At 63.8% G+C, this 23,938-nt stretch carries 27 protein-coding genes; 21 read left to right on the top strand and 6 right to left on the bottom strand.

Translation table 11 applies throughout. The features are described from left to right. Window positions 1-256: 256 nt before the first annotated feature. Complete coding sequence (locus QFZ27_RS09365; RefSeq protein ID WP_429225943.1) at window positions 257-661, bottom strand: hypothetical protein; 405 nt, start codon at window positions 659-661, stop codon at window positions 257-259. Between the two features lie 274 nt (window positions 662-935). On the opposite strand from QFZ27_RS09365, the gene QFZ27_RS09360 reads away from it, so the two are divergent. The 9 genes from QFZ27_RS09360 to QFZ27_RS09320 all read left to right on the top strand — a co-directional run bounded on the left by QFZ27_RS09360 (window position 936) and on the right by QFZ27_RS09320 (window position 6,123). Then, window positions 936-1,349, top strand: a complete 414-nt coding sequence (locus QFZ27_RS09360) for a hypothetical protein (RefSeq protein ID WP_429225942.1) — start codon at window positions 936-938, stop codon at window positions 1,347-1,349. Between the two features lie 3 nt (window positions 1,350-1,352). Continuing rightward, window positions 1,353-1,646, top strand: a complete 294-nt coding sequence (locus tag QFZ27_RS09355) for a hypothetical protein (protein WP_429225941.1) — start codon at window positions 1,353-1,355, stop codon at window positions 1,644-1,646. Between the two features lie 3 nt (window positions 1,647-1,649). After that, window positions 1,650-1,829: a hypothetical protein gene (locus tag QFZ27_RS09350; RefSeq protein WP_429225940.1), complete on the top strand. Its 180-nt coding sequence runs from the start codon at window positions 1,650-1,652 to the stop codon at window positions 1,827-1,829. A gap of 74 nt (window positions 1,830-1,903) precedes the next feature. After that, window positions 1,904-2,179, top strand: a complete 276-nt coding sequence (locus tag QFZ27_RS09345) for a hypothetical protein (RefSeq protein WP_429225939.1) — start codon at window positions 1,904-1,906, stop codon at window positions 2,177-2,179. Window positions 2,180-2,236: 57 nt separating this feature from the next. Beyond that, window positions 2,237-2,815 (top strand): SOS response-associated peptidase, encoded by a 579-nt coding sequence (locus QFZ27_RS09340; protein WP_429225938.1) that lies wholly within the window; start codon window positions 2,237-2,239, stop codon window positions 2,813-2,815. Window positions 2,816-2,963: 148 nt separating this feature from the next. Next, window positions 2,964-3,680, top strand: a complete 717-nt coding sequence (locus QFZ27_RS09335) for an SOS response-associated peptidase (protein WP_429225936.1) — start codon at window positions 2,964-2,966, stop codon at window positions 3,678-3,680. 19 nt (window positions 3,681-3,699) lie between these two features. Then, window positions 3,700-4,032: a hypothetical protein gene (locus QFZ27_RS09330; protein ID WP_429225935.1), complete on the top strand. Its 333-nt coding sequence runs from the start codon at window positions 3,700-3,702 to the stop codon at window positions 4,030-4,032. A 51-nt stretch (window positions 4,033-4,083) separates the two neighbouring features. Continuing rightward, complete coding sequence (locus QFZ27_RS09325) at window positions 4,084-4,305, top strand: hypothetical protein (RefSeq protein ID WP_429225934.1); 222 nt, start codon at window positions 4,084-4,086, stop codon at window positions 4,303-4,305. A 1,458-nt stretch (window positions 4,306-5,763) separates the two neighbouring features. Then, the gene (locus QFZ27_RS09320; protein ID WP_429225933.1) at window positions 5,764-6,123 is read left to right on the top strand and encodes a nuclear transport factor 2 family protein; all 360 of its coding nucleotides are present in this window, start codon (window positions 5,764-5,766) and stop codon (window positions 6,121-6,123) included. 404 nt (window positions 6,124-6,527) lie between these two features. Here QFZ27_RS09320 and QFZ27_RS09315 read toward each other — a convergent pair whose 3' ends face one another. Further along, entirely contained in the window at window positions 6,528-7,085 is a 558-nt protein-coding gene (locus QFZ27_RS09315; protein ID WP_429225932.1) for a hypothetical protein, read from the bottom strand. Between the two features lie 679 nt (window positions 7,086-7,764). Between QFZ27_RS09315 and QFZ27_RS09310 the strand changes: the two genes are divergently transcribed. From QFZ27_RS09310 to QFZ27_RS09300, 3 genes are all read left to right on the top strand, one after another. Next, window positions 7,765-8,670: a hypothetical protein gene (locus QFZ27_RS09310; RefSeq protein ID WP_429225931.1), complete on the top strand. Its 906-nt coding sequence runs from the start codon at window positions 7,765-7,767 to the stop codon at window positions 8,668-8,670. 60 nt (window positions 8,671-8,730) lie between these two features. After that, window positions 8,731-9,123, top strand: coding sequence for a hypothetical protein (locus QFZ27_RS09305; RefSeq protein WP_429225930.1), 393 nt, complete (start codon window positions 8,731-8,733; stop codon window positions 9,121-9,123). A 680-nt stretch (window positions 9,124-9,803) separates the two neighbouring features. Then, on the top strand, window positions 9,804-10,514 hold the full coding sequence (locus tag QFZ27_RS09300; RefSeq protein WP_429225929.1) for a glutathione S-transferase family protein: 711 nt from the start codon (window positions 9,804-9,806) through the stop codon (window positions 10,512-10,514). 141 nt (window positions 10,515-10,655) lie between these two features. Here QFZ27_RS09300 and QFZ27_RS09295 read toward each other — a convergent pair whose 3' ends face one another. Then, the gene (locus tag QFZ27_RS09295; RefSeq protein WP_429225927.1) at window positions 10,656-12,710 is read right to left on the bottom strand and encodes a hypothetical protein; all 2,055 of its coding nucleotides are present in this window, start codon (window positions 12,708-12,710) and stop codon (window positions 10,656-10,658) included. 120 nt (window positions 12,711-12,830) lie between these two features. On the opposite strand from QFZ27_RS09295, the gene QFZ27_RS09290 reads away from it, so the two are divergent. The 8 genes from QFZ27_RS09290 to QFZ27_RS09255 all read left to right on the top strand — a co-directional run bounded on the left by QFZ27_RS09290 (window position 12,831) and on the right by QFZ27_RS09255 (window position 19,408). After that, entirely contained in the window at window positions 12,831-13,685 is an 855-nt protein-coding gene (locus tag QFZ27_RS09290) for an alpha/beta fold hydrolase (protein ID WP_429225925.1), read from the top strand. A 22-nt stretch (window positions 13,686-13,707) separates the two neighbouring features. Continuing rightward, window positions 13,708-14,679, top strand: a complete 972-nt coding sequence (locus QFZ27_RS09285) for a zinc-binding alcohol dehydrogenase family protein (RefSeq protein WP_429225924.1) — start codon at window positions 13,708-13,710, stop codon at window positions 14,677-14,679. 111 nt (window positions 14,680-14,790) lie between these two features. After that, window positions 14,791-15,279 carry a DoxX family protein gene (locus QFZ27_RS09280; protein ID WP_429225922.1) on the top strand — a complete coding sequence of 163 codons (489 nt, stop codon included), beginning with the start codon at window positions 14,791-14,793 and terminating at the stop codon, window positions 15,277-15,279. A 188-nt stretch (window positions 15,280-15,467) separates the two neighbouring features. Beyond that, window positions 15,468-16,109, top strand: coding sequence for a DUF427 domain-containing protein (locus tag QFZ27_RS09275; RefSeq protein ID WP_429225921.1), 642 nt, complete (start codon window positions 15,468-15,470; stop codon window positions 16,107-16,109). Continuing rightward, complete coding sequence (locus QFZ27_RS09270; RefSeq protein ID WP_429225920.1) at window positions 16,012-16,347, top strand: DUF427 domain-containing protein; 336 nt, start codon at window positions 16,012-16,014, stop codon at window positions 16,345-16,347. The genes QFZ27_RS09275 and QFZ27_RS09270 overlap by 98 nt, the downstream gene beginning before the upstream one ends. A gap of 47 nt (window positions 16,348-16,394) precedes the next feature. Then, window positions 16,395-18,158 (top strand): MOSC domain-containing protein, encoded by a 1,764-nt coding sequence (locus QFZ27_RS09265; RefSeq protein ID WP_429225919.1) that lies wholly within the window; start codon window positions 16,395-16,397, stop codon window positions 18,156-18,158. A gap of 44 nt (window positions 18,159-18,202) precedes the next feature. Continuing rightward, window positions 18,203-18,658, top strand: coding sequence for a VOC family protein (locus QFZ27_RS09260; protein WP_429225918.1), 456 nt, complete (start codon window positions 18,203-18,205; stop codon window positions 18,656-18,658). Between the two features lie 156 nt (window positions 18,659-18,814). Then, a complete protein-coding gene (locus QFZ27_RS09255; protein ID WP_429225917.1) occupies window positions 18,815-19,408 on the top strand; it encodes a TMEM175 family protein in 594 nt (197 codons plus the stop codon). Window positions 19,409-20,035: 627 nt separating this feature from the next. On the opposite strand, the gene QFZ27_RS09250 is transcribed toward QFZ27_RS09255, so the two are convergent. From QFZ27_RS09250 to QFZ27_RS09240, 3 genes are all read right to left on the bottom strand, one after another. Beyond that, a complete protein-coding gene (locus QFZ27_RS09250) occupies window positions 20,036-21,427 on the bottom strand; it encodes an FAD-dependent oxidoreductase (protein ID WP_429225916.1) in 1,392 nt (463 codons plus the stop codon). 61 nt (window positions 21,428-21,488) lie between these two features. Continuing rightward, window positions 21,489-22,226 carry an SDR family oxidoreductase gene (locus QFZ27_RS09245; protein ID WP_429225570.1) on the bottom strand — a complete coding sequence of 246 codons (738 nt, stop codon included), beginning with the start codon at window positions 22,224-22,226 and terminating at the stop codon, window positions 21,489-21,491. Between the two features lie 111 nt (window positions 22,227-22,337). Continuing rightward, entirely contained in the window at window positions 22,338-22,850 is a 513-nt protein-coding gene (locus QFZ27_RS09240) for a substrate binding domain-containing protein (protein WP_429225915.1), read from the bottom strand. Between the two features lie 344 nt (window positions 22,851-23,194). Here QFZ27_RS09240 and QFZ27_RS09235 point away from each other — a divergent pair, with 344 nt between their 5' ends. Continuing rightward, the gene (locus QFZ27_RS09235; protein ID WP_429232435.1) at window positions 23,195-23,707 is read left to right on the top strand and encodes a peroxiredoxin-like family protein; all 513 of its coding nucleotides are present in this window, start codon (window positions 23,195-23,197) and stop codon (window positions 23,705-23,707) included. Window positions 23,708-23,938 lie beyond the last annotated feature (231 nt).

Genomic DNA, 23,938 nt, shown 5'->3' with positions numbered 1-23,938 from the left:
CGGAGCGAGGCGGCAGATTGCCTAGGAACTGGTTACCCTTGACCAGTTCGTCCACCTCGGTATCGACGCTCTGAGCACTGTCTTCAATTGCGGTTTCGGGAAGAAACTCACCGAGAGCTTCGCGGATCCCCCCAGCAGGCTCCAGACTTCTTCCTCGCCGAATGTCGCACCAACCATATCTCTCCCCTTTGTCACAAATTGTATCTTGTTAAGGGACTCTGTCTCGGTCCGTGAAATGACACAACAGGGGGGAGATTCAGCCGGTGCCGCAATAGCTGGAGCCGCTGAGCGATTCCACAAAGGCCCAGAGCTGCGCTGGCCAGTCACCGGGAGCGAGCGCTGTGACCTGGTCAACGTGGATCTGCTGATAACCGTCGGCCGCGGCCCGATAGAGGTTCATGCTCAGCACGAAATCCTTGTCGATGTAGAGCGACAGATATCCCTCGGCATTCTCACCGGGCGGGTGAACCCCGTCGACGATAAGATACAGCCCGAAGGTCCGGTCCGCCCACCACCAAGCAAATCGGGAATGCTCCATGCCGTCGGTATCTTCGGAGGCCGGCTCAAGTTCGAACGTCAGCCCGGCTTCCGCCGCAGCCTCCGGGGATGTCTCCGCAAGCGCCTTGAGCTTGTAGGCCGCTTCGCAAGCGGCCAGTCCCACGCAACTCTCCGCCGTCGGCCTTTCCAGGCACCGGATCTGCTCAAGCTCCTCGCGAGTGACCCAAGTTGGACTCGGCATGGATGCAGGCTCCGCCGGCTATTGGCCATCGTCCAGATCACATGGTGTGGGTCGCCTGACCTGTCCACATGCGGCCATATCTTGTGGCTGTGCCCCAGTCCGTACCCCAACCCATAGAACCTTTTGAATCGACTCGACTCTTCGGCCACCCGGTTTTAGAACATTTAGGGAACATTGACGCGACCGAGGAACGGAAATGGACGTGCTCCCACTGGTGATCGCCAACGCGATGCGAGGCAGGGCACTCGACCCGACGAGTCGAAGCGTGGGGCTCGAATGCCTGAAGCTGATGGGCGATCGGCTGCTCCTGGCGAAGGGACAGGATCCGGAAGGCGATATCGATCCAAGCTGCACCGTGCCGCTCGGCGCCAATGAGCGTGCCACGCTCTGGCAGGCGGCCCGCTGGATCAATGAGGGGATCGACAGCCGGGAGCCCGGCAAGCTGCAGGACGCCCTGGCCACCCTTCACGGGATGGCGCGTGCCGGTAGCCTCCCGATCGACGCCGCTGCGGTCCCAGCGGAGGCGCTGAGGTGCACCGACGAGGAGCTACGGGACGAGGTGCGCTCGTTCTGCGAGGTGTTCGGCCCGCGCCTTCGAGCGGAGGCCTGAGCAATGCCCTATCAAGATCTGATCAAGAGCATCGAATGGTCGATCGCGCTGGCATTCCGCGGCTTGGGGGTCGGTCATCCGAGCCGGCGAACGCGCGGTGTCGACGAAGCGAAGGCGACGCTGCTCGCCTCTAAGGCGGTCGAACAGCTCAAGGTGAGCGGCTATGTGCCCGGCCATCGCGAGCACCCGGTCGCGAGCTGGGTCAACGGTGGCCCTGACATCGCCGTAGTGCTCCGCGAGGAGCGCCCACAACCATCGACCGACTGGATGCTACCCACCAGCGCGAAGAAGGAATGAGCCATGCCGCGCGATCTGGACACCAAGATTGTCGATGTCGAGATCGAGGACGATATCCGCCGCCACGAACTGCGCTGGTGCGCTCTGGAGCTGGGGATGCGCGAGGACGAGATCCGGGCTCTCCTGGCACAGGGGATCGCGGTCGCCGAGCGCCACATAGAGGCCCTTAGCGTTGACCCATGAGACACGACCCGTTCCGGGAGCATGCGCGGCTGAACATCATCAGGCGTCGCGCGCGGTCCAGGGGACTTTCCCACATGCAGGTTGCCGACCTGGTGATGCGTGGGCCCGACGAGGCCGAGCGCCGGCTATCCGACGCTCCGCGGCTGCTCCGTCTGAAAGACCTGACGCGCGCGGAGCGGCTGCGCGCCACCTGCACCGGCGTGAAGTGCCGACACTGGGGTTGGGTGGACATCAACCGGCAGCGCTGGGGTCACCTGACGCTGCAGGAGATCGCCGCCAGGCTGCGGTGCCAAGAGTGCGGAGCCCGCAAGCCGAAGCTCGAGGTCGGACCGGGATGGCCGAGAGACTGATGCTGGACGGCGCAGCGGCCGCAGATCACCGTAGAGCAAAATCGCAGGGAGGCTGAAATGTGCGGACGAACGACCCACGATCTGAGTTGGCCAGAGCTGCACGCGCTCTTCTCGGTGGTCGGGTCAGCCGAAGATGGAACCTCAGGACCACCGCCGAACGACTTTCGATCGAGCTGGAACGTCGCGCCCACGACCCGCAATCCGATCTGCAGGCTGAGCAAGGACGGCGCGCGCGAGATCGTCATGCTCCGCTGGGGCCTGGTGCCGAGCTGGGCGAAAGATCTCAAGATCGGCACACAATGTATCAACGCCATGGGCGAGACCGTCGCCGGGAAGCCGGCGTTCCGTTCGGCCTTTAGGTCGCGACGCTGTCTGGTCCCAGCCCGGCTGTTCTATGAGTGGCAGGCGCAGGCGGACCCGAACGTGAAGAAGAAGCCGTATGCGATCGGCCTGCACAGCGGACAGCCGATGGTCTTCGCCGGGTTGTGGGAATGGTGGAAAGACCCGGCGAGCGCGGAGGAGTTCCAGACCTATGCGATCGTGACGACCACGCCCAACGAGCTGATGGCCAAGCTCCACAACAGGATGCCCGTCATTCTGGCGCCGGGGACTGGCAGGCGTGGCTCGGCGAGGTAGAGACGACGCCGGAGCAGCGCCAGGCACTCATCCGCCCCTACCCGGCTGATCAGATGACGGCCTGGCCGGTCGATACGCGGGTCGGGAACGTCCGAGACAACGATGCCGATCTGGTCGTGCCAATCGGCGAGCCGCTGGCGGCCTGACCATGGCTGGTGAAGGCATGAGCGTCGAGCGGCTGCAGCGCTTAGCCGATCTTCGGGACCAGCGGAACCATGCGCACGGCGACCGCTGGGGCACCACCGGCCAGGGCGAATGGTGCATCGTCATCCGACGCCATCCCGACACAGGCGAACGATGGGCCGACTTGCTGCAATGGGGCCTGGTCCCGAATTGGGCGCAGGACCGCGCCAGCCCGCATATGCACGCCCGCTCGGAAACGGCGCATGAATTGCCATCCTTCCGCGACGCCTTCGCCAAGCGGCGCTGTCTGGTTGTGGCGAGCGAGTTTGTCGAGCGTCGAACCATTGGCAAGCCGCGCGGCCAAGAGGTCGCCTTCGGATTGGCCACCGGAAGAGGCTTCGCAGTCGCGGGCATCTGGGACGCTTGGCGCGACGCTGAGACCAGCGAATTGGTGCGTGGCTTTGCGGAGCTAACCGTCGAGGCCAACTCCATGGTGGCGGAGATGCACGACCGGATGCCCGCGCTGCTGCCGCCGGAGGCATTCTCGGCCTGGCTGGGCGAGGTGCCGGCGACAGAGATCGAGCTGCGAGCCCTGCTGCGGCCCTACCCGCCCGAGCTCATGGCGTGCTGGTCGGCCAGGGGCAAGCGGCCGCCGCCCGGAGAGCAGAGGACACCGAACCAGACCCAGGGGCAGCGGCGCACGCCGGCGGCGGAACCGCCGCGGCAAGGCTCGCTGCTGTGAATATCAGGAGGTGACGCCCATGACGACGCCGAACACCACTGACCCAATCCCGGCCGACCTGCTCGAATTCGAGGCCGCCACTCGGAACGCTCTCAAGGCGATGCGGAGCGGTGACCCGCAGAGGATGAGCGCCGCTTTCGTTCGCTATATGGACATCTCCATCAAGATGGCGGAGAAACCCCATGACCAGATCGTGGCCGACGCCAGGCTCATCGAGCAGCGCGGCCGCATCGACCTTGATGACTGGAAGCGGATCGACGCGGCGCTGAGAGCGTTCTGCGACGAGCCCGGGCCTGAAGCCCGGTTGAAGGGTTTCCCGACCGCGACCGGGGGCCTAGCTTCGCTGCAGTGATCGCGGCTTGGCCGCAGGAAACCCAATGGCCGCTGATGCCGTTGATGGGACATGGCGAAGGGACGCGATGCATCGGATTGGACCATCAAGTTTGCCGGCGACGAAGGCACCATCCAGTGCGAAGAGTACCACGGCCGCTTCAGGGTGCGCTCGAACGGGGTGATCCAGATCATCTGGCAGGACGGTGGGGCCGGCCCAGGCGAGGACCGGCCGGTCAACATGGCTGCCAAGGAAGCGATCGACGCGGCAATCCGGCCGCAGAGCGGGTCCTAAAGGACGGCCAGCGCTTACCCGGCATCGCTCAAGAGGCGGTCGACAAGGCGATTAGTCCTCGATCGCCTATGCCTGATTCGAGGCTCTGTGGCACGCATCCGTCGCGGCCCGCTCGATTTCCACGTAATCCGGCCCTGGTTCCGGCCCATCGATCCACATGATCTGGATCACGCCGATGCGGTTGGTCTTGTAGCGCGCGCGGTAGGATCCGCAGATGACGGACCCTCCGCCATAGCCAGCCGGCTCGACGGTCCAGCTTTCGGGTTCGCGGCAATCAGGCATGTCGATGCAACAAAACTTGGGTCACTCCCGGTTCCGTCCGACAGATACCCCATTACGACAGGCGCGGGCGTCTGCGGGAAGTGAGATGCAGAAGAGGGAGCCCGACCCGGAACATGGTGAGGGGGGATCCGGGCCGGGCCTGAGCGCTGGGTGTCGAGAACGGCGCTCGCGGATAGAGGAACTCTATCGTAGGTAGAAGAACAGGGGTGTCGGTATCCCTTTTTGAAAGGATGCCCCGGGGTGCGGCTTCAAGGACTATTGGCGTCCAAGCGGGCCGGACCGTCGCAATCCAGCCCCTTCCGAACCCCTCCCGCCATTCGGATCATGCGCCTGGCAATGCCAGACGGTGGTGCCGCCCTTCCCAGGGCTGCCGAAGCGCCCCAGGCGGTGCAGCCGGGGTGCTCGCAGTAGTGCGTCCAGTGGACGTCGCTGGGCTTGGACGGAAAGGGGATGTCGCTCATGTGCGATGGATACCCCAGCTCGACCAAGTCCGCCAGGCGGCTCGTCCTCCCGCCCCTCGCACGATCCTCTTCATAGATTCTACACGCATCGCTGTTCGGCGCTTTGGCAGACAGATACCGCGGCTATAACAAAGCTAAAAAGGCGACCCAGACATACGATTTGCGCCTACATTTTTTTGCGACAAATATCCATTAACATTGCGGAGTTGCACCAAAAATGACGTTTAAGTATATTTCAGCCCCTTATACAGAGAGGTTTTGTTATGACATATGATCAATGGTCGCAAATGGTCAACTCAGCTGCCGCTTCGGCGAATGGAAATCAACCTGCGTTCATCGAAAATTTGACGGGTCAGCTAAACGGCGCCGTCAAGTGCTATTATCTCTTGTGGTTCGAGAATTCGGGTGACTCTACATCGTCGGCTTCCGGCGGCGGCAATTTATTCGGTGGCTCAGCCAACGTTGGTGGAAATACCTACAATTTAACACTGTTTTTCTCGAATTGAACTATAGGGCCTTCCGCCTTGCAAAGCCCGCGATGTAGGGGTCACAACACGAAAGTGCTCAGATCGTCCGGTTTGTAGGAACGGGCGATCCGGGAATGGCCCGCTCGCGTGATGAGAGCCAAGCCCGCGTCCCGGCCCCCGGGATGCGGGGCTTTTCGAGGCGCTGCGCCACGCGGCTTGAAGGGGCCAGCCGAAACGAATGGGAAGCTATGACCGACGCCACCGACATCGTGAAGCGGTATATAGCCTGCGCGGGCAGGCTCGACGTGGATGGGCTTGCGGACTGCTTCACAGCGGACGCCAGCTTGAACGGCTTTCTGGGTCCAAACGAGGTCACCGGCACAATAGAGCTGTTCTTCACGGACGTGAAACGGATGGCTGCGGCTGGGGTCGATATGAGTTCCTATCGGGGAACGATCGCCTCGTGTGAGGCGACGGGTGAGGTCGCGCGGGCAACGGTTCTCATGGAGGGGTTCGCCGGCGCCGTCTTCACAGATTATCTGCTGCTGATGCGAGGGAGTGACGGCCGCTGGAAGATTGTCGCCAAGGCGTTCACGACCAACTCCTGACGCCTCCTCCCGTCGGGGGTGTAGGGGGCGGAGCCCCCTACGGCTGCAGCGGCGAAGCCGCCGGTGCTGTGGCGACACCTGGGCCGGCGTCAACTCCCGCGAGGCTCGGTCCCACGGCCATCTCCCACGCCGCTCGCGCCCTGTTGGCGCGATCGTGAGCCGGCCCGAAGTGGCCGGCGAGCGGCTACGCTGGTTATCGGCCCGGCAGGGCCGATTCCGCATCTGGTCATCGTTGGGACGAGCAGACGACGACAATAGCGAGGGGTGTCCGGCCCGCGACATGCGGGCCGGAACGCCGCAGGGCTGCGTTAGCAGCCCGACTCAGCGGCGGCAATATGCTTCGATCATAGGTAAAAAACTGATGAGGGCGGTTTCAGTCCGGCAGCCGGACTCCGGGCAAATCCTCAGGATTCGGCCCTCTTCGCGAGACGTCGCCCGAGGTTGAGCAACGCCCGGTCCAGGCTGTCGGCCGGTTCGAGGTCGAGCAGCCTGAGTAGGGGGGCGTCGCTGGCGCCGGCACGGATTACCTCCGCAGCCTGGCTGGCAACGTCCGGCAAGGGCGGGTGGTCGCCCCAGGTGCCTGGCGAAGGCGTGGGCGCCTCCGGAGCAAGGATGCCGGCGTGACGCCAGAGCGACGGCGGTAGCACGGCATAGGCGTTGCTGACCTGCCGCAGGACGTAGCGACCGTCCTCGTAACTCTCCTCGCAGCGCCGAAGCCAATGGAGGATACCGGAGGCGCGCAGGCGCTTCAGCGCCTCGGCGACCGTCGACCGCGCCAGGTTGGCCTTGGCCGCGATCGCCTCATAGGAGGGATCGAGCCGCCCCGTCGTGAAGGACAGGAAGTCGAAGATGAGGCAATGCAGAACCTGGAGGGCTACGTGCCCGAGTCGACCACCATGACGGCCGGCCACATGCGTGCGGCGATCCCACTCGCGGGCTTGATGGAAGGCCTTGGTGGCCATCCTGCGATCAACGCGCGTCCAGCGCACCTCGAGCCGAGTCGATCCAGTATGGACGGGGTAGCGATGTGGCCTGAGGGCCGCGTGCTTGACGAGGCCGAAACCGGGCAAAAGGCGGGGGCTCGCAGAATTGCGCGCTGCGTTCACTGGGAAAGTCTCCGAGATCGGGGTGAGCTTTCCCGCGCCGAGAATTCGGCTTGGTGCTTGACCGGCGATGCAGGGAGCGCATATCCTCAGGGTTGCGAGTACTGAGTTTATGCGGGCCCCGGCCGGGTTATCTCGGGCGGGGTTTCTGCTGTTTGGAGCTGCTACGTCATCGCTGCCCTCCTGCGGATACGGGCATGCGAATTCGTTGCGATGGCGCCTCCAGGCGCTCGCCCCCACCCACTTCCGTCAAAAGCGCGAGTCGATGCTTCAGCTTGGCGAGCTGGAAGCCGAACAGCCGCTTGTGCGGTGGTGCCGTTCTCGGCTGATTGGCGCCGCCTCATGGAGACTGGCGCGCAAGTGGTGCGCAACATCCGTTAACGCCATGATGTTGCGTGCCCTAAGCTGCATACCTTTGCTAGCGTATGCGCCTGTTTTTGCTCGAAGAACCCTGCGTTCGGGACGTAGAGGCCGGAGATCGGACTCTCTACAATCCACATGGGGCTGAGCGTATCAGTGGAGTCGACAGGGGCGGAGTGTGCATACGGTCTCTCGCGAGGAGCTCTATATTCAGGTCTGGTCGACGCCGATGATGCGGCTGGCCTCCGAGTACGGGATCACCGGCACGGCGCTGAAAAAGACGTGCACGCGGCACCAGATCCCAACGCCGCCCCTGGGCTACTGGGCAAAGCTGGAGCACGGCAAATCGGTTACGAAGCCGGACCTCCCGAAGTCGGCCGATCCGCGACTTGATCAGGTGCGAATCGCCGGGTGCCTAACGCAGCGGCTGCCGAAGAGCGTGCAGTCAGCGAGAGACAAGGCCCGTCGATCGCTCGACGAACGGACCGCGCCAGCAGCCAGGGCCCAAAGCGGATCCGCTGCAGCAGCCGAACTGGCATTACCAGAGCCGAAAATCCTCGCTGCCACTCGACGCGCCATCTCGAAGGCTCGTGCTGATGAAGACGGCTTCGCATCAGCGCGGGGTCACGGTATCGTGCCGCTGAGGATCGCCCCGGTCTCGATTGAACGGGCGCTCTCGATTCTATGCCGATTCCTCGCCCTTGCCGATACGCAAGGGCACGAGCCGCGAGCGACCGCGAAGGGCTTCGAGCTCGTCGTCGACGGCGAGGGCATTGCCTTCGGCCTTGAGGAGCAGCCGCAAAAGACCCTGCACCAACCCACTGCCGCCGAACTGAATCGGAGAGAGGAACGCGCACGATGGGGCTCCTCGACCAATCCTTGGCCAAAGTACGACCAGGCGCCTTCCGGACGCTTGGCCATCGTCATCGATGCCAATGCCTATTCCGGCATCCGGCGCACCTATTCAGACCGCAAGGCTCAGACGCTTGAGCGGATGTTACCGGACGTCTTGGCTGGGTTCGCCGAGCATGCTGCATTCGCAAAGGAGCGCCGGCGCGAGCATGAGGAGCGGGCCCGCGCCTGAAAAGAGGCGGAAGACCGTCGCCAGCGTCAGGAGGCATTCGAGGCTCGGGAAGAGCGACGGATGGAGTTCATGGACGCCGTCCACGAACAGCTGGTCGAGCGTGCCAAGTTGTCGGCCGTTCTTTCGCATCTGGAGAGCGCGGCAGCAGACGACGCCAATCTGGTGGAAGTCATGGTTGCCTGGATTCGGCGGCGCCTTCTGCGGATCGATGCACTCATCAGCCCAAGCTTCCTTGAGATCTCTTCGCGATCCGCCAAGGTCTCCTTCGAGGAGCCCCGCACCGGGCCTGAGACTGAAGGCCGCGGATATCCCAGCTATTTGCCGATCAAGCTTGAGCTATGGTCGATGGACCATGAGAAGGGTCTGGCCAGGGCGGTGACCGCGCTCGAATGGGCCGTCGAGGCAGGGCTCGCTCCCGACTTTGACAAAGAAACTGCGGATCGCTCTGACTGAGGCGCCGACCGGCTGGATCGGGATAGGGGAGGCTCTGAGGCCTCGCCCCTCCCACACAACCCGGCATTCGGGTCCGCACCGGCGGTTGAGAAGTTGAGGTCAGGCGAGTCAGGGGATTCCGAGAGCGAGCTGACGCTCAACTGTTACCCTGGAAGCGTCGCAACCAGCCGTGTGCGCCCATAGCGAGTCGGGCAGCGTCTACCATCGAGGCGTCAGCCGATCTGGCCCGACGTTTGGAAGGTGAAGGCGCGGGAGAGCGTGTGAAGTGCCCTAGTCGCGTGCTGGCCTCGGTGATCCGACAGGCGTAGCCTTCCCGTTGACAGCTCCGCAGAACGCAGAAAGCCCCGCCTTTTTGGGACGGGGCTCTGGATCAGATGTCGATCTGGATCGAGTTATAACAAAGGTGGTTGCGGGGACACGCAACGAACTACGCTCTCGCACGCCCACGTACGATCATCAGACCGATGGACCAGCCCCAATGCGCGATAATCTTCGTTATCGCGCATTCGGGGTCGCAAGTGACTGAACTTGACTGAAAAGCGAGAGCCGGCGGGGAGGTTCTGGATGACACAGACGCGACCAGCTCGATCGGTCTGGACTCGCAGGCCAGCAAGTCTCAGACACTGAGAACCCTCAAAGATCCCGAAGGGCTCGCGAGCCCCACAACTGGAGGACAAGCCATGATCACGCTCTACAGCTTCGGTCCGGGCTTTGGTCTGCCGGATCCCAGCCCGTTTGTTACCAAGGTTGAGGTGCTCTTGAAGATGGCAGGGCTTTCGTACCAAGCGGACACGACGGGCTTCGGCCGGGCACCGAAGGGGAAACTTCCATTTATTGACGATGATGGAGAGGTAGTTTCGGATTCGACTTTCATTCGCTGGCACATCGAGGAGAAATATGGAATCGACTTCGACAAGGACCTCGACGCGAGCCAAAGGGCAACGGCTTGGGCGTTTGAAAAAATGGTCGAGGACCAGCTCTACTGGGTCGTCATCTATGATCGCTGGATGGACGATGCCAATTTCCGGAAAGGACCGGCTGGGTTCTTCGGAAAGGCCTCGGCAGCTGGCCTGCGCCGCCAGCTGCGTGCCACATTGCATGGGCAGGGGTTAGGCCGGCATTCTGCTGCTGAAATCCTTGCTCTCGCGACGCGATCGATCGATGCGATTGCCAATTTCCTTGGTGACAAGCCGTTCTTTAAGGGCAGCGAACCGAGTGGCGTAGACGCCACCATGTTCGCCTTCTCGTGCGCACTATTTTGCCCCCTCTTTGAAACGCGAATGCGCGCGATAACTGAGCGACACGAAAATTTGCGGCGCTACGTGGGACGGGTGACCGCGCAATTCTACCCCGACGTCCGGGAAATCGCAGGCTGCAGAGCCACGGCGTGAGGTTCTCCGATCTCGCGCAACTCGGGCGCCCCTTTCTGCATCGTCATCTCGGTCCAGCGCCGGTATAGCTTTCCCACGGCAGACTCACGGACGGCGCAATGGCGTGGCTTGCGATGAGCTATGCACAATTCAAATTCACATTCAGTCTGCGAACGCCAGTAATTTGGCAGACCTCCGGTAGATCTCGGTGAGATCGTCCTGCATATGGAATGCGTCGCGAAACTGCTGAAAGTTATAGCCCGGCCGCATGGAGTAGATCCGCCTCTGTTCCGCGAGAGCCTCCCTGACACGTCCGGCGGCGGCGAGCGTGAATGCCGCGATGGCGTGCGCGTGAACATGGGCGTTCGGCCGCTGCACGCCGCGCAGCGCAAAATTGGCAGCCTCCTGGACCCTGCCTAGCCGCACCAACGCGAATGTCCGCGTACCGTCCATAGCAAACAGCATCGGATCGAGCGGACTGAGGTGATTTGCGGTGTCAGCCGCCTCGATCGCAAGGATAGGATCTCCGGTCTGGCAGTGCACAAAGGACAGCGTGTAGTGCGCCAGCGCAAAGTTGGGACTTAGGCGGACCGACTGCCCCAATTCGCGGACAGAACCGTCGTGCTCGCGCCGAAGCCACAGGGCTCGCCCCATCGCGCAATGGGCTGACGGATCGCTGGGATCGGCTTCCAGTGCCTTACCGGCAGTGTCGAAGGCCAGGTCAACCTCCCGCTCACGCTCGCGGGATTGTAACAGGAACGCATTTTGGAAATGAGTGAACGACAGGCCGGCAAAGCTTCGCGAGAAAGTCGGATCTAGCTCAATAGCTCTTTTAAAGAAATCCTGTGCCTTTCGGTTGTCTGCACCTGTGAAGCGATACATATGAGCAAGCCCAAGGTGGTAGGCCTGCCAAGAATCGAGCGAAGCAGGTGGAGTGAACAGCGCCCGATTACGCTCAATGATGTGAATCTCAGCCTCAAGCCCCACTACGATGCGTGCAGCGAGCAGCGGTGGGACGGAAAAGGAATCGAAGGCATTGCAGCTGAACTCATCCGCCCAAAGGACGCGGTGGCTATTCGGGTCGATGAGTTCGATTGAAACGACATATCTCGCACCGCAGCGCCGTAGATCGCCGGACACGACATACTCTGCATTCACCAGGGAAGCTGCCGTCGCGGGCGTTCGGCCGCGCAAGGCGAATGCCGTACCTCGGGCGATGATGCTGATGCTTCTGAGTTTCGCGATGCCAAAGATTACGTCGCACGTCAGACTGTCGGCATCTGCGACATCCTCCGGCATCGCTGCTGCAAGTGGCATGACCAGAATGGTCGGCCTGGTTGTGTGCGCCGGCTGGTCACAAGCTGGAGTTTCAGGAGCCGCGACGTGGACAAGGCTCTGTCCGGCTGGTTTGCTGACGGACTGCAGAGCCGTCACGAAAGCAGCCTTGAGCGACGTTGGATTAATGCCCTCGGTTTGAAAACCCTTGAGCGCTACGTCGATCTGGTGGTCGGCCTCGGCATAGAGCGAGCGGCGCAGAAGAGTGCGAATAAGCTCAACGTGAGAGGCTTCCTCAAACGGCGCAACGTCGATGCACTCCCGCAAGACATCGATCCGCTCATCACTGTCGTGTGGCATGAGGCCGCTGAGCCGCTCGAGGATCTGTTGCCGCAGTTGGCCAAATCGATGCCGTTGGCCTGCGAGCCAGTTGTCGAACAGCGGAGCGCGGTCCAGGGACAGACCCTCGAGGAAATCGCCGCGGAACAGTGCTCTGAGCGCCTGAAGGTCGCTAGCCGTTCCGCCGGCCAGCATCATCTGCGCGCTGCGCGAGACTGACATAGCATCGATGTAGAGCGAACCAGTGTCGACGCCGACCTGCTCGCGGTTTGCGACCAACCGGCTCTCTGCTGGCGTGTCCACGAGCGGCCGCAGCTTGGAAAGACACCATCGCAGCTCGCTCCTTGGGTCATCGGCGACGTCCCAAAACACTTCGCAGAGCTTTTCGCGAGCGAGCGGCCGCTGCGCCATTACGAGATAGGCGAGAAGCGCCCTCGCCTTGCGTGAGGGCGGCAGCAGCAACTGGGCTCCATTTCGGATGACCTGCAAGGGCCCCAACAACAGCACGCGGTCTGCCGACAGGCTCGCCATTTCCATGATCGCTCCAACGCTCGCTTCAACGGCGGCGGAGTAGCTTTCAGCCAGATATCCGGACGCGGACATCAGGGGACGCTCTCCGGCCACAATATGTCAATGAGGGGCATCCGAGGAAGCGCCGGTCGTGAAGCGCTGAGCACGCACATCCGCATCCGAGCTCCGGGCCACCCGGAAAGGATCAGGACCATGACGACGATCTTGTATCTGCAGATCCCCATCGACGGCCTCAAGATCTTCTACCGGGAGGCCGGCTCGCCCCGCTCGCCGAAGCTGCTGCTCCTGCACGGCTTTCCCAGCTCCGGCCACATGTTCCGCGACCTGATCCCGCTGCTGGCCGACCGCTTCCATGTCGTGGCCCCGGACCTGCCGGGCTTCGGCCAGTCCGACATGCCGGACCGTTCGGTCTTCCGCTATACCTTCGACACCATCGCCCGGGTGATCGACCGGTTCACCGAGGTCATCGGCTTCAACCGCTATGCCGTGTATGTCTTCGACTACGGCGCGCCCACCGGCTTCCGGCTGGCGCTGCGGCATCCAGAGCGGATCGCCGCGATCATCTCGCAGAACGGCAACGCCTATGTCGAGGGGCTGAGCGACGGCTGGAACCCGATCCGCACCTATTGGCAGGACCCGTCCGCCGCCAACCGCGAGGCTTTGCGCGCCATCCTGACGCCCGAGACCACCCGCTGGCAGTATGTACACGGCGTGGCCGATGAGTCCCTCGTCTCGCCGGACGGCTATACGCTCGACAGCCATTACCTGGCCCGGCCGGGGGCCGACGAGGTGCAACTCGACCTGTTCCTCGACTACGCCAGCAACGTCGCGCTGTACCCGGAGTTCCAGGCCTATTTCCGCAAGCACCGGCCGCCCTTCCTGGCGGTCTGGGGCAGGAACGACCCGTTCTTCCTGCCGCCCGGCGCCGAGGCCTTCCGCCGCGACCTGCCGGACGCCGAGATCCGCTTCTTCGACACCGGCCATTTCGCCCTGGAGACCCATGCCCGCGAGATCGCGGACGCCATCCGCGTCTTTCTCGCCCCGTAACCCTGCGCCACAGGAGAGTCCGATGCGCGCCATCGTGCTGGAGAAATTCGGCGGGCTGGACGGCCTGGTCTACCGGGACATCCCGGAGCCTGAGCCCGCTCCGGGCCAGGTCGTGATCGCGATCAAGGCCTTCGGCATCAACCACGCCGAGATGCATATGCGCCGAGGCGAATGGGCCGAGGCCGCCGAGGTGATCGGCATCGAATGCGTCGGCCTGGTCAAGGCCTGCCCCGGCGGCGAGTTCCCGGTCGGCGCCAAGGTGGCGGCGCTGATGGGCGGGTTGGGCCGCACCATCAACGGCAGCTATGCGGAGGTCACCCGCGTCTCGGCCGCAAATGTCGCCCTGATCGACGCCGACCTGTCCTGGGCCGAGCTGGCGGCCATCCCGGAGACGTACGCCACAGCCTGGACCTGCCTGTTCCGCAACCTGGAGATCACCAAGGGCCAGCTGCTGGTGATCCGCGGCGCCACCTCCTCCTTCGGCCAGGCGGCCGTGAAGATGGCGGTCAATGCCGAGGCCCGGGTGATCGCCACCACCCGCAACCCCGACCGCTTCGCCCTGCTGACCGGCCTCGGCGCCGAGCGGGTGGAGCGGGAGGGTCCAGACCTGTCCAAACGGATCGCCGAGGCGAAGCGGATCGACGCCGTGCTCGATCTGGTCGGCAACAGCACCATCCTCGACTCCCTCGCCATGCTCCGCCGCGGCGGCCGGGCCTGCCTGGCCGGCTGGCTGGGCGGCCTGGCCCCGATCGCCGACTTCAACCCGCTGTTGCAGATGGCGAGCGGCGTGTACCTGACCTTCTTCGGCAGCTTCGTGTTCGGCACGCCGGGCTTCCCGCTGTCCGACGTGCCGCTGCAGGAGATCGCCCGCGACGTGGCGGTGGGCCGGCTGCAGGTCAAGCCGGCGCGGGTCTTCGGCTTCGACCAGATCCATGAGGCCCACCGCGTGATGGAGGCCAACGAAGCCGGCGGGAAGATGGTCGTCGTCCTCTGACCGACACGGCCAATCCCACTATCGAAGCCCTTCGTAGGATCGTCGACGGGGTTTCCGCGGAAAATGAAGGCGCGGCTGTAACGCTTCAGGTCCCTCATCGTAGTGCAGTATATGAACACGCTCATCGCTCGCTCCGCCCGGCTCGTTCCTGAGTTCTGCCAGCACTGGTATGCGATCCCTCTTCGCCTGATCGTCGGCTACGGGTTCCTCGAACATGGCTATGCGAAGCTGCTCCGTGGCCCCGATGCGTTCCCACAAATCCTGGCCGCTATGCATATGCCAGCGCCTCACCTGCTCGGTTGGATGACGATTGCCGTCGAGATGATTGGCGGCTTAGCAGTGATCTTCGGCTTCTTCATTCCTCTGGCCAGCGTGCCGATGCTCGCTGTCCTACTTGTAGCCATCATCACGGTTCATCTGCCCAATGGCTTCAGTTCTATCAAACTCGAATCCGTCACCAGCAGCGGCGCTCATTTCGGCCAGCCGGGCTACGAGACTGATCTTCTGTATATCGCCGGTTTGATAGCGCTGGTCATCGGTGGATCGGGACCTTGGGCTCTCGACCGATTCGTACTTCGTCGTCTGCGCGATTGGCGATAGCGGCGGTGGACTGCAAAGCTAGGAGGCCTGGCCGCCCTCTTGTCTGGCCGGACCCGCTCGGATGCGCCAAAGCCGAACCGAAGGTCGTATCGTCTTTCGGAACCCTGCGACCGGATCCGGCTTCGTGAGTAACGGATGCGTGCGTGGATTCTACCCGTTCCCGACCATCAAAACATGTGGAGGAGAACATGGGGCTGTCCTGGCAACAAGGTCCGCTCTCAACGGGAGCAATCGGCCAATTCCTCGTGCCCGATCCACTGCCCAAGAGATTGTTGTACGTCGAGCGGCTGCGCCGGCGCATGCGCGTGCGCTTCGGGGGAACCTGGATCGCCGATAGCGAACATGTCCTCCTGCTCTTCGAACCAGGCCGCTATCCGGTAGCGTATTTTCCGGAGACCGATATTTCTCCGCACGTCCTGGAACGCATCGAGCACACGACCCAACACCCTGATCTCGGACTCACGTCCTGGTACAGCATCCGGGCGGATGAGCAGCACGTCGCCGCGCGAGGGGCGTGGCAGCACACCAACCTGCCCGCCCACGCGAGCGAGCTGCAGGCACACTTCGCGTTCGCCTGGCGGGCCATGGATGCCTTCTACGAAGAAAATGAACGAATCCTGGGCCATGCCGCTGACCCCTACCACCGCATTGACATCCGGCAGTCCTCCCGTCACCTCGTGGTCCGCCACAATGACCGGATCATCGCCGATTCCAAGCAGCCCCTGGTTCTCTATGAGTCCCGGCTTCGCGCCGCGCTGGTACGTTCCACGCGCCGACATCGACGAGTCCGCCGTTGCTCCGGAGAAGCTTCGGACCTTTTGCCCCTATAAAGGGCTCTGCAGCTACTACTCCATTGGTGATGCACGTCAGGCGGCATGGTCGTATCCTGACGCCTATCCAGAGGTTCGCCGAATCTCCAATCTGGTGTCGTTCGAACCAGATGTCGTCTCGGTTCATCTCGATGGCGTTCAGCTCCATCGAGAGCCGGGCCAGACGGTGGTTGCGCACGGTCCCGATCGCAACCTTGATGTCGCCGAGCTGGAGCGAGCACCCGGTGCGGGCTCGTAGCGGTTCCAAACCGCTAGCTTCCGGTTCCCGTCAAAGCGGAGCGAGACATGGCGCGGCTGCTGTCAGTGAACGTCGGACTTCCACGCGACATCGCCTGGAAGGGCCGCACGGTACGAACCGGGATCTGGAAAAATCCGGTGCGCGGCCGCTGCCGGGCCGGCCGATTGAATCTGGACGGAGACGGTCAAGGCGACCTGGCCGGCCACGGAGGCGAGCAGCGGGCTGCATTTGTCTACCAGATCGAATCGTATCGCTATTGGCAGGAGCGGCTGAAGCGGACGGACTTCGTCCACGGACAGTTCGGCGAGAACTTCACGGTCAAAGGATTGTCGGACGATACCGTCTGCATCGGCGATCGCTATGAAATCGGCAGCGCCCTGTTCGAGGTCACTCAACCTCGCGTGACCTGCTACCGCGTCGGCATTCGGACGAACGAGCCACAAATGCCGGCATTGCTGACATCCAGCGGACGGCCGGGGTTCTACTTCCGCGTCCTGAGGGAAGGCGAGGTCGGTGAGGACGACGACATCGTAAAGGTGGGAGAGGCGAAGGAACGAATGACCGTCGCCGAGATCAACGCGCTTCTCTATTCACCCGATCATCCGCGCGATCGATTGGAGCACGCCTTGAGGATCGACGCGCTTTCGCCGGGATGGCGCTGGTCGTTTGAGGCATTGCTGCAGAGCCGGTCGACGGCCGCGGGAGGTGGCAACGCAGGGCTCGCGCCGGCAACAGCTTTGCATCCGGTCGCACCGGGATTTCAACCCCTCGTGGTGGCTGAGATCGATCAGGAGTCCGCGGACGTCGTCTCTCTGTCGATGCGGCATCCGGATGGTCAGCCCCTTCCGGCGTCTCTGCCTGGTCAATACGTCGTGTTGCGTCTTCAACCGACCGGCTCTGGCCAGCCCCTCTTCCGCAGCTATTCGCTCTCGGGTCCCCTCTCTAGGGAGCGCTATAGGATCAGCGTGAAGGTCGAGCCGAATGGGGCGGCTGGAACCTACCTGCGGGAGCATGTCCGGGTGGGCGATGTTCTCGACGTCAGCTCGCCGCGCGGGAGCTTCGTTCTGCAGTCCGGGGAGAGGCCTGTGGTGTTGCTCAGCGCCGGAATCGGGGCAACGCCTGTTCTGGCGATGCTGCACGCGCTGGCGGAAGCCCGCGCGACCCGGCAAGTCTTGTGGCTGCACGCGGCTCGCAACCGGCAGCATCATCCATTTGCCGCCGAAGTCCGCCGCCTCACGCTCGCGCTAACCCACGGCCGCAGCTACGTTTGCTACAGCAGGCCGGGCCCGCGCGACAGGATGGGCGAGGATTTCGACGAGACCGGCCACCTGTCGCGAACGGTCTTCGACGAGGTCGGTATCCCGCGAGAAGCGGATATCTACCTCTGCGGGCCGACTCGCTTCATGGCAGACATGAAGGAGGCGCTCGCCACCTTGGGTGTGGCGCCCGAGCGAATTCACGTCGAGATCTTCAACGGCAGCGAGTCGATGACGCCTGGTGTCGTCGGCGCAGCGACCCGCACTCCGCATCTGCCCAAGGACGACGCCAACACCGGTCCGCTGGTCTCGTTCGCACGAAGCGGCATCGCCGCACACTGGAAGGCATCGGCCTACCAGAGCATTTTGGAGTTGGCCGAGGTGTGCGACGTGCCGGTCCGTTGGTCGTGCCGGACCGGTGTTTGTCACAACTGTGAGAGCGGTTTGGTCTCGGGTGCGGTCGCCTATGAGCCTGAGCCACTCGAGAAGCCTGCCGGCGGCAACCTTCTCATTTGCTGCTCACAACCAGTTCGCGACGTCGTCATCGATTTGTGAACCCCGGGGGCGGCGCATATCTGACCGAAGGCGAGGAGAGCGCGATGAGCACAAGCAGCGCGGCGGCCGTAAAGTTCTCACTCGAGGTGATCACGTTGCCGGTGAGCGATGTCGAGCGAGCGCTGCGGTTCTATATCGACCAGGTCGGCTTCGCGCTTGACGTCGATTACGCCCCGAACGATGCATTCCGCGTCGTGCAGCTCACGCCGCCGGGTTCCTCGTGCTGGATACAGATCGGTAACGGCCTCGCCGATGCGCCTGCAGGATCACTTCGCAATGTCTATCTCGTCGTCACCGATCTTGCGGCTGCGCGAAGCCGCCTGCTCGAACGCGGGGTCCCGGTCGGCGAGATCAGGCACAAGGTCCCCACCGATGCCTGGGGCGGAGGTTTCGCACCCGGGCTCGATCCCGGACGCAGGGACTACGCCAGCTTAGCCGCCTTCTCGGACCCGGATGGCAACGGTTGGGTGCTGCAGGAACGGGGATACCGCAGTGCGTGACGTAACGCTCATCGACGCGGCGTCCCCACGCCAGATCCAGGCGGCGGGCGGAGCGGACCCTCGAGCCGATCGGCATGCCGGAGGCCTGGAGGGCAAAGTCCAGGTTGGTCAGCGCTGGAGCAGCGATCCATCGGGCGGGACCGCTGGCAGGTTCTGATGGCACAGCACCGAACCGGCAAGGAACGGCTCACCCTCTTCTCGGACGGGGTGTTCGCCGTGATCATCACGATCTTGGTTCTGGAGATGAAGCCGCCGGACGAGGCCACATTCGGAGCCCTGCTGGAGCTTTGGCCGACCGGCCTGAGCTATGGCGTCAGCTATCTTTTCATTGCCATCGTCTGGATCAACCACCATCACCTATTTAACTTCACTGAAAGTGCGACTCAGCGCGTGGTCTGGTACAACTTCGCACATCTGTTTTCGGTGTCGCTGATTCCGTTCACGACCGAGTGGTTGGCGGAATCCCGCCTGGCTGCGGCGCCCTCGTCGATTTACGCGGTGATCTTCGTGTTCGTGAACATCACGTATCTGGCGCTGTGCTGGGAATCGGTCGACCGCACCTCTCAGACCAATATCTCGCAGCGTGTCCGCCGGCTGTTCCGGATGCGCTCCTTCATAACGATAGGTCTGTTCACCGCGGCGGCGGTGCTGGCACTTTGGTGGCCCGTCGCCGGCATCGCGCTGATCTGCCTATGCCTCGTGCTCTATGTCCGGCCGGACGTCCTGCAGGCCACGTCGGCCGATGGCTAAGTCGACCGGACCGAGAGCACCGGAGCGCCTGAGGCCTGATGCCGACACTCAAAGCGGATTTCGCCTCCGCTGACCGCGTTCATCGACAATGGCGGGTTGGCCTCTCGCTTCCTCTGCCGGCAAGGACCAACATGCGACGATATCGTTGAAAAAGTCCGAACGACTACTTGGGACGCAGAATCGAGGAAGTTTGCTGCCGATCTGGGCGGCCTAGAGCATCTTTCTATTCTCCAGACGCGCTCTTCCTGGTTCTTTGTTACGACTGGAAATGGCGCTCCGACTTTTTCAACGGAATCCGCCAATAGCGGTCATGGCGGTGGCGTCCCGATACTGGACACGTGCCGGACCCGCCGCAGTCTATCGAGAAATGACGATCGGGGCTGGTCGGGCCTCGCTCAAACCGGACATCGCTCCGGCGGCTCGGAAGCGGACATGCGGCTGGCCAGGCGGTGCCGTCTCCGGACTGCCGGCCAAGGTAACTTATCGCCTCGAGGTTGACCTGGCCCGCCATATGCGGGTGGCGGGCCAGACCCATGCTGTCGATACGAGGTATGAACCGGCCGCCCGTTTCCGGGCGGCCGGCCAGTCGTCTGGATCTCGTCGATGTCGTGCCGCCAAGCCGTTCTTTCATTGTGCCGGCGGCACATTCGACAGGAGCGGCCCGAGTCCTTCTGCGATGGTCAGGTGCGAAATCACGGCGTCGCGGAGCTTCTGGTAGGGCAGCCCGGCCAACATCGCCGTCTGGATGGCGGCCAGGACCTCACCGGCCTCAGAGCCGATCATGGTGAAACCGACGATGCGGTCGTCCCCACCGATGAGCACCTTCATGAAGCCCTGTGTCTCGTCCGTCGCCTCCGTGCGCAGCACGTTGGCCATCGGCAGCATCGCGACGCGGACCGCGATCCCTTGACGCTGCGCTTCGCCCTCGCTGAGCCCGATGCGGGCCAGCTGCGGGTCGGTGAACATGACATAGGGAACCAGCCGGTCACGCGTGCTGCGGCTGCCGCCCGCCATGTTGTCCCGGACGATCCGATGATCGTCGACCGAGACATGGGTGAATTGCGGGCTACCGGCCGCCTCGCCGATCGCCCAGACGCCGGGCGCGCTGGCCTGCAGCCGGTCGTTGACGCGGATGAAGCCGCGGGCGTCCAGCTCGATTCCGGCCCTGTCAAGACCGATCCCTTCGGTGTTCGGGACGCGCCCGACCGCGACCAGCAGATGGCTGCCCTCGACCGCCCGCTGACCGGACGCCATGCGGACCGTGATGATGATCTTGTCGCCGGACAGGCCCTGCACCGCCGCCGGCTCGGCACCCGTCAGCACCTCGATGCCATCGCCTTCGAGAATCCGCTGGATCTCCTCAGCCACGTCGGGATCCTCCCGGCCCATCAGGCGGGGGCCGGGCTCGACGATCGTCACCCGGCTGCCGAAGCGGCGATAGGCCTGGGCCATCTCGATGCCGACATAGCCGCCGCCGAGCACCATCAGATGCTCCGGCAGGATATCCAGCTCCAGCGCGCCGATATGGGTCAGCGGGCGGGCGGCCTCGATCCCGGGAATGGCCGGAATGGCCGCATGCGTGCCGACATTGACCACCACCTGGTCGCCCGTCAGCAGGCGCGTCCCGCCCCCATTCAGGGCGACCTCGATGGTCTTCGGCGCCACGAAGCGCCCGGTGCCCATGATCAGCTCGGCCCCGCTCTCCTTGTAGGCGTTGAGGTGGAAGGCGATCTCGCGGTCGACCATGCCCTGCTTGCGGCTGCGGACCGCCGCCATGTCGGTGTGGACGGGGCCGGTCACGCTGCCGAATTGCGTCGCGTGCTGCGCCAGCTGGGCGACCCGCGCGCTCCAGATCTCGTTCTTGCTGGGCAGGCAGGCCACCGCCGGGCAGGAGCCGCCGACCCATTGGCGCTCCACCACGGCGATCTTCTGTCCCGAACGGGCCAGGGTCCAGGCGAGCAGCTTGCCGCCCTGGCCGCTGCCGAGGATCAGGGTGTCGAAACGTTCCGGTTCGGTCATCTGCGTTCTCCGGTTCGATGGATGTGCCGAGGCGGGACGCTCGCGGTCCCGCCCTTCGGGCTCAGTACTGGGCGACGCCGCCGTCGACGAAGATCTCGGCGCCGGTGACGTAGGCGCTGTCGTCCGAGGCCAGGAAGACGGCGGCCTTGGCGATGTCGTCGGATGTCCCCAGCCGGTCCAGCGGGATGTGAGGCACCAGCGACGATTTCACATCCTCGCTCATCAGCACCCCGAGGCCAGGGGTCTCGATGTGGCCGGGGCTCAGCACGTTGATGCGGATGTCGCGGCCCTTGAGATCGAGCATCCAGCCGCGGGCGAAGGAGCGCACGGCCGCCTTGGTCGCATCGTAGACCGAGAAGGATGGATAGCCCTTGATCGACGCGATCGAGCCGGTGAGGATCACCGACGATCCCTTGGACAGCAGGGGCAGGGCCTTCTGCACGGTGAAGAGCAGGCCGCGGACATTGGTGTTGAAGGTCTTGTCGAAATGCTCCTCGGTGATCTCGCCGAAGGTGCCGAGCTCGTAGACGCCGGCATTGGCGAAGAGGATGTCGATGCGGCCGGCCTGCGCCTTCACGACCTCGTAGACGTGGTCGATGTCGGACAGGCTGGCGGCGTCCGCCTGGATGGCGGTGACGTTGCGGCCGATCTCGGCAACTGCCTTGTCCAGCTCCGACCGGCGCCGGCCGGTGATAAACACCCGGGCGCCTTCCTCGACGAACCGCTTGGCGGTCCCGAGGCCAATGCCGGCGCTGCCGCCGGTGACCACCGCGATCTTGCCTTCGAGTTTTCCTGCCATGGCTCCGTTCCTTCTGCTGCGGCCCGCTGATGGGCCGCGGAAGCCCTCGTTTCGGGATGACGCGACAGAAGGTACGGCCGGCTGGATGCGGCAGGTAGGAAGGGTGCCGGACTAGGATCTATTCTCGCCGGGAATGAGCGCGTCGGGCGACACCGCCAATTGTTCCTCGACGAAGGCGGCGAAGGCCCGGGCCTTGGCGCTGGCGATGCGGCCGGCGGGGAAGACGGCCCAGAGATCGATCGGCGCGATGGTCCAATCCGTCAGGACCGCCTTGACCTGGCCGGACGCCAATTCCCGCGAGAACATCCATTCCGACGCCACCGCAAGCCCCATTCCGGCGAGGACGGCCGAGCGGACGCCCTCCGCGGCCGACATCCGAAGGCGCCCCCTCACGGTCACCGAGATCTCCGACGATTCCTTCCGAAACATCCAGGCGTCCCGTCCCGGTCCTTTGGCGTAGACGATGCATTCATGCGCAATCAGTTCGCCCGGGATGCGCGGCTCGCCGGCCCGCTGGAAATAGGTGGGCGTGCCGATAACCAATCGGGGCGCCTGGGCGATCCTTCGCGCCGTGAGGCTCAACCCGGACAAAGGCTTCCATCGCCGCCAGCCTGTCCATGCCATGCTCCTTCGGAATAGGGCGATGCCTCATGCCTGACAGAGGACAGATCATAAGCATCGTCATTCCATTCGGGAATGAATCTTATTCGGACCGGCCGGCTACCTTGGTTGCCCGACCACCGTCACCTTGAGAGCGGGCCGGCCGCGGATATCGCGGCCGGCACCCTCTCAACGGAGACCGACCATGTCACTGCAAGCCAAGCTCGACGCCTTCAAAGCCGATTTCGAGGCTGGGAAGCCGCCCTACAACGTCCCACCCTCCGTCATCGAAACCATGCATCGCGCGACCGCGGAGCTCATCGTCTCGGGCGCAGCCGACAAGGCCCTGAAGGCCGGCGACAAGGCGCCTGCTTCATGCTCAACGACCCCGAGGGCCGACCCGTCAGCTCCGCCGACCTGCTGCGAAAGGGCCCCTGGTCGTCAGCTTCTACCGTGGCGTCTGGTGCCCGTACTGCAACATGGAACTGCAGGCGCTGGAAGCGGCCAAGCCGGAGTTCGAGAAGCTCGGCGCGACCCTGGTCGCGATCTCGCCCCAGACGGCGCCGAACAGCGGGAAGTCGATGCGCCAGAACAGCCTGACTTTTCCGATCCTCTCGGACGCCAAGGGTGCGGTCGGCGCCGCCTTCGGCCTGCGGTTCCAACTCCCGGGCTATCTGGTCGAGCTTTACAAGGGCCTGAAGAACGACCTGCCGGTGTTCAGCGACGATCCGAGCTGGACGCTACCGATGCCGGCCCGCTACGTCATCGCCCAGGACGCGACGATCCTCTACGCGGAGGTCAACCCCGACTACACGCGCCGCCCGGATCCGGAGGACATGCTGCCGGCCTTGCGTCAGGCATCTGCGAGCCGCGCCGCCTGACGTTCTGTTTGAGAAGGCGCAGGCAACTTCGCAAATGCCGCATCGACCGCCCGGGTCATCTCGGCCCGGGTGGCTTGCGGCGCTCGAGTGCACAGGCCTGCCAGGCACAGAGTTCCGCCCAGTTCCACGCTAGGCTGGCCGGGTGCACCATAAGCGGCCTGTGCGATCGGGTCTCCAAAGCGGACATGGCCGCTATCGATCCAAAAGGTGACCTTCGCAGCACAGATTCCT

This window comes from Inquilinus ginsengisoli (genome assembly GCF_050434925.1).
Lineage (GTDB): Bacteria > Pseudomonadota > Alphaproteobacteria > DSM-16000 > Inquilinaceae > Inquilinus > Inquilinus ginsengisoli_B.
The sequence above is the reverse complement of the archived record's forward strand: the minus strand, read 5'-3'. Positions and strand labels throughout refer to the sequence as shown.

Excerpts from the sequence above, each read along its gene's own strand:
- QFZ27_RS09360 (WP_429225942.1), top strand. The coding sequence starts at position 936 with ATGGACGTGCTCCCACTGGTGATCGCCAACGCGATGCGAGGCAGGGCA.
- QFZ27_RS09355 (WP_429225941.1), top strand. The coding sequence starts at position 1,353 with ATGCCCTATCAAGATCTGATCAAGAGCATCGAATGGTCGATCGCGCTG.
- QFZ27_RS09350 (WP_429225940.1), top strand. The coding sequence starts at position 1,650 with ATGCCGCGCGATCTGGACACCAAGATTGTCGATGTCGAGATCGAGGAC.
- QFZ27_RS09345 (WP_429225939.1), top strand. The coding sequence starts at position 1,904 with ATGCAGGTTGCCGACCTGGTGATGCGTGGGCCCGACGAGGCCGAGCGC.
- QFZ27_RS09340 (WP_429225938.1), top strand. The coding sequence starts at position 2,237 with ATGTGCGGACGAACGACCCACGATCTGAGTTGGCCAGAGCTGCACGCG.
- QFZ27_RS09335 (WP_429225936.1), top strand. The coding sequence starts at position 2,964 with ATGGCTGGTGAAGGCATGAGCGTCGAGCGGCTGCAGCGCTTAGCCGAT.
- QFZ27_RS09330 (WP_429225935.1), top strand. The coding sequence starts at position 3,700 with ATGACGACGCCGAACACCACTGACCCAATCCCGGCCGACCTGCTCGAA.
- QFZ27_RS09325 (WP_429225934.1), top strand. The coding sequence starts at position 4,084 with ATGGCGAAGGGACGCGATGCATCGGATTGGACCATCAAGTTTGCCGGC.
- QFZ27_RS09320 (WP_429225933.1), top strand. The coding sequence starts at position 5,764 with ATGACCGACGCCACCGACATCGTGAAGCGGTATATAGCCTGCGCGGGC.
- QFZ27_RS09315 (WP_429225932.1), bottom strand. The coding sequence starts at position 7,085 with ATGGCCACCAAGGCCTTCCATCAAGCCCGCGAGTGGGATCGCCGCACG.
- QFZ27_RS09305 (WP_429225930.1), top strand. The coding sequence starts at position 8,731 with ATGGAGTTCATGGACGCCGTCCACGAACAGCTGGTCGAGCGTGCCAAG.
- QFZ27_RS09300 (WP_429225929.1), top strand. The coding sequence starts at position 9,804 with ATGATCACGCTCTACAGCTTCGGTCCGGGCTTTGGTCTGCCGGATCCC.
- QFZ27_RS09295 (WP_429225927.1), bottom strand. The coding sequence starts at position 12,710 with ATGTCCGCGTCCGGATATCTGGCTGAAAGCTACTCCGCCGCCGTTGAA.
- QFZ27_RS09290 (WP_429225925.1), top strand. The coding sequence starts at position 12,831 with ATGACGACGATCTTGTATCTGCAGATCCCCATCGACGGCCTCAAGATC.
- QFZ27_RS09285 (WP_429225924.1), top strand. The coding sequence starts at position 13,708 with ATGCGCGCCATCGTGCTGGAGAAATTCGGCGGGCTGGACGGCCTGGTC.
- QFZ27_RS09280 (WP_429225922.1), top strand. The coding sequence starts at position 14,791 with ATGAACACGCTCATCGCTCGCTCCGCCCGGCTCGTTCCTGAGTTCTGC.
- QFZ27_RS09275 (WP_429225921.1), top strand. The coding sequence starts at position 15,468 with ATGGGGCTGTCCTGGCAACAAGGTCCGCTCTCAACGGGAGCAATCGGC.
- QFZ27_RS09270 (WP_429225920.1), top strand. The coding sequence starts at position 16,012 with ATGAGTCCCGGCTTCGCGCCGCGCTGGTACGTTCCACGCGCCGACATC.
- QFZ27_RS09265 (WP_429225919.1), top strand. The coding sequence starts at position 16,395 with ATGGCGCGGCTGCTGTCAGTGAACGTCGGACTTCCACGCGACATCGCC.
- QFZ27_RS09260 (WP_429225918.1), top strand. The coding sequence starts at position 18,203 with ATGAGCACAAGCAGCGCGGCGGCCGTAAAGTTCTCACTCGAGGTGATC.
- QFZ27_RS09255 (WP_429225917.1), top strand. The coding sequence starts at position 18,815 with ATGGCACAGCACCGAACCGGCAAGGAACGGCTCACCCTCTTCTCGGAC.
- QFZ27_RS09250 (WP_429225916.1), bottom strand. The coding sequence starts at position 21,427 with ATGACCGAACCGGAACGTTTCGACACCCTGATCCTCGGCAGCGGCCAG.
- QFZ27_RS09245 (WP_429225570.1), bottom strand. The coding sequence starts at position 22,226 with ATGGCAGGAAAACTCGAAGGCAAGATCGCGGTGGTCACCGGCGGCAGC.
- QFZ27_RS09240 (WP_429225915.1), bottom strand. The coding sequence starts at position 22,850 with ATGGCATGGACAGGCTGGCGGCGATGGAAGCCTTTGTCCGGGTTGAGC.